Below are 7,457 nucleotides of genomic sequence, written 5' to 3' on the forward strand. Positions count from 1 at the left end.
TCGATAGCTTGTCGACATCGACTTCGACTGGCCTCAGCACGGCAACGAGCTCGATCGGTAGCCTGTCCACGTCCACCTCGACGGGCCTGAGCACCGCAACCAGCAGCATCGATAGCCTGTCGACTTCGACGTCGACTGGCCTCAGCACTGCAACGAGCTCCATTGGCAGTCTGTCCACGTCGACCTCGACGGGTCTGAGTACTGCGACGAGCAGCATTGGTAGCCTGTCCACCTCGACTTCCACGGGGCTGAGCACCGCAACCAGCAGCATCGATAGCCTGTCGACTTCGACCTCCACCGGCTTGAGCACTGCGACGAGTTCCATTGGTAGCTTGTCGACCTCGACGTCGACTGGTCTGAGCACGGCAACGAGTTCCATCGGTAGCCTGTCCACCTCGACCTCCACGGGCCTGAGCACCGCGACCAGCAGCATCGATAGCCTGTCGACCTCCACGTCGACTGGCCTGAGCACGGCAACGAGCTCGATCGGTAGCCTGTCCACCTCGACCTCTACGGGCCTGAGCACCGCGACCAGCAGCATCGATAGCTTGTCGACATCGACTTCGACTGGCCTCAGCACAGCAACGAGTTCGATCGGCAGCCTGTCCACGTCGACTTCGACGGGTCTGAGCACCGCGACGAGCAGCATCGATAGCCTGTCGACCTCCACGTCGACTGGTCTGAGCACGGCAACGAGCTCGATCGGGAGCCTGTCCACCTCGACCTCTACGGGCCTGAGTACCGCGACGAGCAGCATCGATAGCCTCTCGACTTCGACGTCGACCGGTTTGAGCACGGCGACGAGTTCCATTGGTAGTCTGTCGACCTCCACGTCGACGGGTCTGAGCACCGCCACGAGCAGCATCGACAGCTTGTCGACTTCGACCTCCACGGGTCTGAGCACTGCGACGAGTTCCATCGGTAGCCTGTCGACCTCGACCTCCACGGGCCTGAGCACGGCAACGAGTTCCATCGGCAGCCTCTCGACCTCGACTTCGACGGGGCTGAGTACGGCAACAAGCAGCATCGATAGCTTGTCGACATCGACTTCGACTGGCCTCAGCACGGCAACGAGCTCGATTGGCAGCCTGTCGACCTCGACTTCCACGGGCTTGAGCACGGCTACGAGCTCCATCGGTAGCCTGTCCACCTCGACGTCGACGGGCCTGAGCACTGCGACCAGCAGCATCGGTAGCTTGTCGACCTCGACATCGACTGGCTTGAGCACGGCAACGAGCTCTATTGACAGCCTGTCGACCTCCACGTCGACCGGGTTGAGCACGGCCACGAGCTCCATCGGCAGCTTGTCGACGTCGACCTCTACAGGTCTGAGCACCGCAACGAGCAGCATCGGCAGTCTGTCCACGTCGACCTCGACGGGTCTGAGCACTGCGACCAGCAGCATCGATAGCTTGTCGACCTCGACTTCGACTGGCCTGAGCACGGCAACGAGCTCGATCGGTAGCCTGTCCACCTCGACCTCCACGGGTCTGAGCACCGCGACGAGCAGCATCGACAGCTTGTCGACTTCGACGTCGACTGGACTGAGTACGGCAACGAGCTCGATTGGCAGCCTGTCCACATCGACGTCGACCGGATTGAGCACGGCGACCAGTAGCATCGACAGCCTGTCGACCTCCACGTCGACGGGGCTGAGCACCGCGACGAGTTCCATCGGGAGCCTGTCCACCTCCACCTCCACGGGCCTGAGCACGGCGACCAGCAGCATCGGTAGCTTGTCGACCTCGACCTCGACTGGCTTGAGCACCGCGACGAGTTCGATCGGCAGCCTATCGACCTCCACGTCGACGGGTCTGAGCACGGCAACGAGCTCTATCGACAGCCTGTCGACTTCGACCTCCACGGGGTTGAGCACCGCGACGAGTTCGATCGGTAGCCTGTCGACGTCCACGTCGACGGGTCTGAGCACGGCCACGAGTTCCATCGGAAGTCTGTCCACGTCGACCTCTACGGGCCTGAGTACCGCGACGAGCAGCATCGATAGCCTCTCGACTTCGACGTCGACTGGCTTGAGCACGGCAACGAGCTCCATCGGTAGCCTCTCGACGTCAACCTCGACAGGTCTGAGCACCGCCACGAGCAGCATTGGCAGCCTGTCCACGTCGACCTCGACGGGTCTGAGCACTGCCACCAGCAGCATCGATAGTCTGTCGACCTCGACGTCGACTGGCCTCAGCACGGCAACGAGCTCGATCGGCAGCCTGTCCACGTCCACTTCGACGGGTCTGAGCACGGCGACCAGTAGCATCGGCAGCCTTTCGACTTCCACGTCGACCGGCCTGAGCACTGCGACGAGTTCCATTGGCAGTTTGTCCACGTCGACCTCGACGGGCCTGAGCACGGCCACCAGCTCTATCGGCAGCTTGTCGACCTCGACGTCGACTGGCCTGAGCACCGCGACCAGTTCGATTGGCAGCCTGTCCACATCGACCTCGACCGGCCTGAGCACGGCCACGAGCTCTATCGGTAGCTTGTCCACGTCGACCTCGACGGGTCTGAGCACTGCCACCAGCAGCATCAATAGCCTGTCGACTTCGACATCGACCGGTTTGAGTACGGCGACGAGTTCGATTGGTAGCTTGTCCACGTCGACTTCGACGGGTCTGAGCACCGCCACGAGCAGCATTGGCAGCCTCTCGACCTCCACGTCGACTGGCTTGAGCACGGCGACCAGCTCGATCGGCAGCTTGTCGACCTCGACGTCCACGGGCTTGAGCACGGCAACGAGCTCCATCGGCAGTTTGTCGACCGGCCTCAGCACCGCCACCAGCAACATCGACAGCCTCTCGACCTCGACCTCCACCGGCCTGAGCACGGCGACCAGTTCCATCGGCAGCCTGTCGGTCGGCCTGAGCACCGTCAGCAGCGGCATCGGCAGCCTGTCGATCGGCCTGAGCACGACGAACAGCACCGTCAGCAGCCTGTCGACCTCCACGTCGAGCGGCCTGAGCACTGCGACGAGTGGCATCAACAGCCTGTCGACGTCGACTTCGACCGGCCTGAGCACGGCGACCAGCAGCATCAACAGCTTGTCGACCTCGACGTCGACGGGCTTGAGCACGGCGACCAGCAGCATCAACAGCCTGTCGACATCGACTTCGACCGGTCTGAGCACGGCCACGAGCAGCATCGGCAGCCTGTCGACCGGGCTGAGCACCGCGACCAGCAACATCGGCAGCCTGTCGACGGGCCTGAGCACGACGAACAGCAATGTCGCGAGCCTGTCGACCTCGACCTCGACCGGCCTGAGCACCGTCACCAGCGGCATCGGCAGCCTGTCGAGCGGGCTGAGCACGACGAACAGCAACCTCAACAGCCTTTCGACCGGCATCAGCAGTTCCGTCAGCGGCGTGAGCAGCCTGTCGACCGGCCTGAGCACCACCAACAGCACCGTCACCAACATCTACAACAACGGCACGAAGTACTTCCACGCCAACTCGACCGCAGGCGACTCGCAGGCCACCGGCCAGGAGTCGGTGGCGATCGGGCCGCAATCGGTGGCCAGCGGCGCGAACTCCTTTGCCGCGGGCAACGGCGCGAAGGCGACGGCCGACGGCGCGGTGGCGGTGGGCTTCGGGGCGCAGGCCACGGGCACGAACGCGATCGCGATCGGCAGCGGGGCACTGGCCACCGGTTCGCAGGCGATCGGTGCGGGCGCCAGCGCGGGCGGCAAGGGCGTGGCGATCGGCGACAGCGCGGACGCGGGCGGCACCTCGAGGAGCGCGGCGCCCAACGTCTCGAACGGCACGGCCGTCGGCTTCAACGCGGTGGTCCAGCAGACCGGCGGCGTGGCCCTGGGCTCGGGCTCGGTGGCCTCCAGGGGCGCGGGCGTGGCCGGCTACGTGCCAGGCAGCGCCACCGCGGCGCAGGAGGCGGCGATCAAGGCCACCACCAGCACGCAGGGCGCGGTGTCGGTCGGCGATGCGGCCAACGGCCAGTTCCGCCAGATCACCGGCGTGGCCGCGGGCTCGGCCGACAGCGACGCCACCAACGTGGCGCAGCTCAAGGCGGCCTCGGCGGCTTCGAAGGCCAGCAGCGTGCAGTACGAGACCAACCCCGACGGGTCGGTCAACTACAACCAGATCACGCTGGGCGCCGGCCAGGCGGCGGGCGGCACGCGCATCAGCAACGTGGCACCGGGCATCCTGCCGGGCGACGCGGTCAACGTGCAGCAGCTGAACGACGTGCGCAACCAGATCGGCGACGTGGCGCGCGTGGCCTACTCGGGCACGGCGATGGCGTTCGCGATGTCGGGCACCTACCTCCCGACCCTCTACCCCGGCGAGAAGACCGTGGGCGTGGGCTTCGGCAGCTACAAGGGCTACAGCGCGGTGGCGCTGACCTTCAAGGCGCTGTCGGACGACGGCAAGATGTCCTGGGGCGCGGGCCTCTCGACCACGGGCAAGGAATGGGGCATCAACGCCGGCATCGGCTGGAAGTGGAAGTAAGTCACAGGGAGAGAAAAGCCCCCGCGAAGGCTCCCACGCCCCAGGGCGCGGGGGCCTTCCTTTTTTGAGGGACACTCATCGCCCATGCGCATCGGTATTTCAGTCCTCACCCACGCCGGCCAGAACATCTGGGAGAACGGCATGGGGCAGAACGTGCTGTTCCTGGCCCGGCTGCTGCAGCAGATCCCCTTCGTCGAGTCGGTCACGCTGATCGACGCGGGCGACCAGTCGGTGATGCCGCCGCAGGTCGACCTCGCGGCGCGCGGGCTCGCGATCGGCCGGGCGCGCGAGCTCACCGATGCGCTCGACGTGGTGTTCGAGATGGCGGGTGCGCTCGAGGTCTCGTGGCTGTCGTATTTCCGGGCGCGCGGCGGGCGCGTGGTGTTCCATTGCGTGGGCCAGCCCTTCGTGTCGCTGGCCGAGCCGATCGTGTTCTCCGACAAGGGGCACTTCAGCCGGCCCGACCGCTGCGACGAGGTCTGGCTGCTGCCCAAGGACGAAACCTTCGCGCCGATGATGCGCGTGTACAACCGCTGCCCGGTGCACGTGGTGCCCTACCTCTGGTCCCCCGAGTTCCTCGCGCAGCGCGTGGCCGAGGTCGAGGCGGCGGGCTTCCGCTTCGGCTACGTGCCGCGCACGGCCGAGCAGCCGGGCTTCCGGGTCGCTATCTTCGAACCCAACATCTCGGTGGTGAAGGCCGGCACCCTGCCGATGCTGATCTGCGACGGCGCCTACCGCGCCGATCCGAAGGCGGTGAGCTGGATGCATGCGCTCAACACGCTGCACATGAAGGACCACCCGACCATGCTCTACCTCGCGAACTCGCTCGACATCGTGCGCGAGCACAAGGCGATCTTCCATGGCCGGCACGACTTCGCGGGCTTCATGGTGCAGCACGCCGACGCGGTGGTGTCGCACCAGTGGCAGAACGACCAGAACTACAGCTACCTCGACGCGCTCTACGGCAACTACCCGCTGGTGCACAACTCGCCCTGGCTGCGCGACGCGGGCTACTACTACCCGGGCTTCGAGGTCGGCGCCGGCGTCGAGCAACTGCTGAACGCGGCGCGCCATCACGACGCGCAACTCGACGACTACAGGGCCCGCTCGCAGCGCGTGTTCGACGCGCTCGATCCGCTGGCGAGCGCCAACGTCGAAGGCTATGCGCAGCGGCTGCTGCACCTCGTGGACGGCGATGCGAACTTCCGCGCCGGAGGTGCCGCGCGATGAACGCCATGCCCGGCAAGCTGCGCGTCGGCGTCTCGATCTTCATCCGCAAGGGCGAGCAGAGCCTGTGGGAGAACGGCGTCTACCAGAACTGCCTGTTCCTCGTGATGCTGCTGCTGCGCTCGCCGCGCGTGGCCAGCACGGTGCTCGTGGCCGGCGGCGGCGACGGCGCGCCGGCCGATGCGGCCGGTTTCCTGGCCGATTCGCCGGTGCCGATCATCGACATGGCGACCGCCGCGCAGGAACTCGACGTGATGATCGAGATGAGCGCCCAGCTCGGGCGCGACTGGGCCGTGGCCTTCCGCGAGCGCGGCGGCAAGATCGTGTCGATGCGCGTGGGCAACGACTACGTGATCGACATCGAGCGCATGATCTTCGACAAGCCGCACGGCCTGCTGCTGACGCTCGCGCCCTACCACGAGGTCTGGACGCTGCCCGAGTACGAGGCCACCTGCAAACCCTATTTCGAGGCCGCCTTCCGCACGCCGGTGCGCCTGATGCCGCATCTGTGGAGCCCGATGGTGCTCGAGCGCGCGCTGGCGCGCAGCGGCGGCGGCAAGCCCTTCGCCTACGAGCCCGGGCGCCGGCACTGGCGCGTGGCGATCTTCGAGCCCAACATCTGCATGGTGAAGACCAGCTTCATCCCGATGCTGGGCTGCGAGGCGGCGCACCGCGCGCAGCCCGACCTGATCGAGCGCCTGTGGGTCTACAACAGCTTCCACCTGCGCGAGAAGCCGCTGTTCGTCGGCTTCGCCCAGAGCCTGGACCTGGTGCAGCACGGGCTGGCCTCGTTCGAGGGGCGCTTCCCGGTCTACCAGGTGGTGCCGCCCAATGTCGACTGCGTGTTCGCGCACCATTGGGAGAATGGCCAGAACTACCTCTACTACGAGGCGCTGTACGGCGGCTATCCGCTGGTGCACAACTCGCACCTGATCGGCGACTGCGGCTACCGCTACCAGGGTTTCGACTGCGAGGACGGCGGCCGGGCGCTGCGGCGCGCCTTCGCCGAGCACGACGCCGACCTGCCCAACTACCGCGAGCGCGCGCGGGCGCTGCTCGAGCGGCTGGACCCCGAAGGCGAGGAGAACGTGCGCATCTACACCGCCGCGATCGAGGCGCTCTACGCCTGAACGCGGCCGACTTCGGAACGACCCCCATGACCCCGACATCGCTTCTCCTTCGTCTGCTGCCGTGCGCCGCGGCCTGCACCCTGGCGGCCACCGCCTTCGCGCAGGGCGTGCTCGTGCCCCAGGCACCGCCCGCGCCGCCGCAGGACACCCTCACGCGCGCGGCCACCAGCGTGGGTGTCAAGCGCTGCCTGCCGGCGATCACGCGGCTGTCCTCGCTGACCGTGCAGGGCAGCCGCAGCCACGACGTGCTGCTCGACTGGGACCGCAAGCGCCCCGACAGCGGCCCGGTGTTCTCTCTGATCGGCATCGAGTTCCCGAATGCCGGCGTGGCGGGTTCGATCACCGCGATCCCCGACGACAGCGGCGCCTGCACCGTGGCGGCCGAGCGCATCTCGGTGGCGCCCTTCACCTGCGCGAGCATCGCCCAGCAGGAACTGCCGAACTACCGCGCGACCAAGCTGCTGCCGGTCTACACGGTCTACACCGACGACAAGGAGCCGACTTCGTCGGTGTCGCTGATCGATTCGCCGCCGGGCTGCCTGGTGATCCGGCGCTATGTCGAATACGGCTGGCGCGATCCGGCGGCTGCTGCGGCCGCGCCGGCAGCGGCGCCCGCACCGGCGGCACCGGC

General features: G+C 66.9%; 4 protein-coding genes and 1 pseudogene. All 5 read left to right on the plus strand.

The genetic code is table 11. The features are described from left to right. Nucleotides 1-548 precede the first annotated feature (548 nt). Nucleotides 549-2,168: pseudogene (locus ACODT0_RS42060) on the plus strand (hypothetical protein); the annotation flags it as partial. Between the two features lie 906 nt (nt 2,169-3,074). Continuing rightward, complete coding sequence (locus ACODT0_RS42065; RefSeq protein ID WP_296740316.1) at nt 3,075-4,469, plus strand: YadA-like family protein; 1,395 nt, start codon at nt 3,075-3,077, stop codon at nt 4,467-4,469. An 84-nt stretch (nt 4,470-4,553) separates the two neighbouring features. Beyond that, nucleotides 4,554-5,699: a DUF2827 domain-containing protein gene (locus ACODT0_RS42070; protein ID WP_489044011.1), complete on the plus strand. Its 1,146-nt coding sequence runs from the start codon at nt 4,554-4,556 to the stop codon at nt 5,697-5,699. Further along, nucleotides 5,696-6,826, plus strand: coding sequence for a DUF2827 domain-containing protein (locus ACODT0_RS42075; RefSeq protein ID WP_057597659.1), 1,131 nt, complete (start codon nt 5,696-5,698; stop codon nt 6,824-6,826). Before ACODT0_RS42070 ends, ACODT0_RS42075 begins: the two co-directional genes overlap by 4 nt. Nucleotides 6,827-6,852: 26 nt before the next feature. After that, nucleotides 6,853-7,457 (plus strand): hypothetical protein (locus tag ACODT0_RS42080; RefSeq protein ID WP_489044012.1); only part of this gene is annotated, 605 nt, incomplete at its 3' end.

The organism is Variovorax sp. FG153 (assembly GCF_057809595.1).

What these genes read in the sequence shown, in the direction of transcription:
- ACODT0_RS42075 (WP_057597659.1), top strand. Translation starts at nt 5,696, where the DNA reads ATGAACGCCATGCCCGGCAAGCTGCGCGTCGGCGTCTCGATCTTCATC.
- ACODT0_RS42070 (WP_489044011.1), top strand. Translation starts at nt 4,554, where the DNA reads ATGCGCATCGGTATTTCAGTCCTCACCCACGCCGGCCAGAACATCTGG.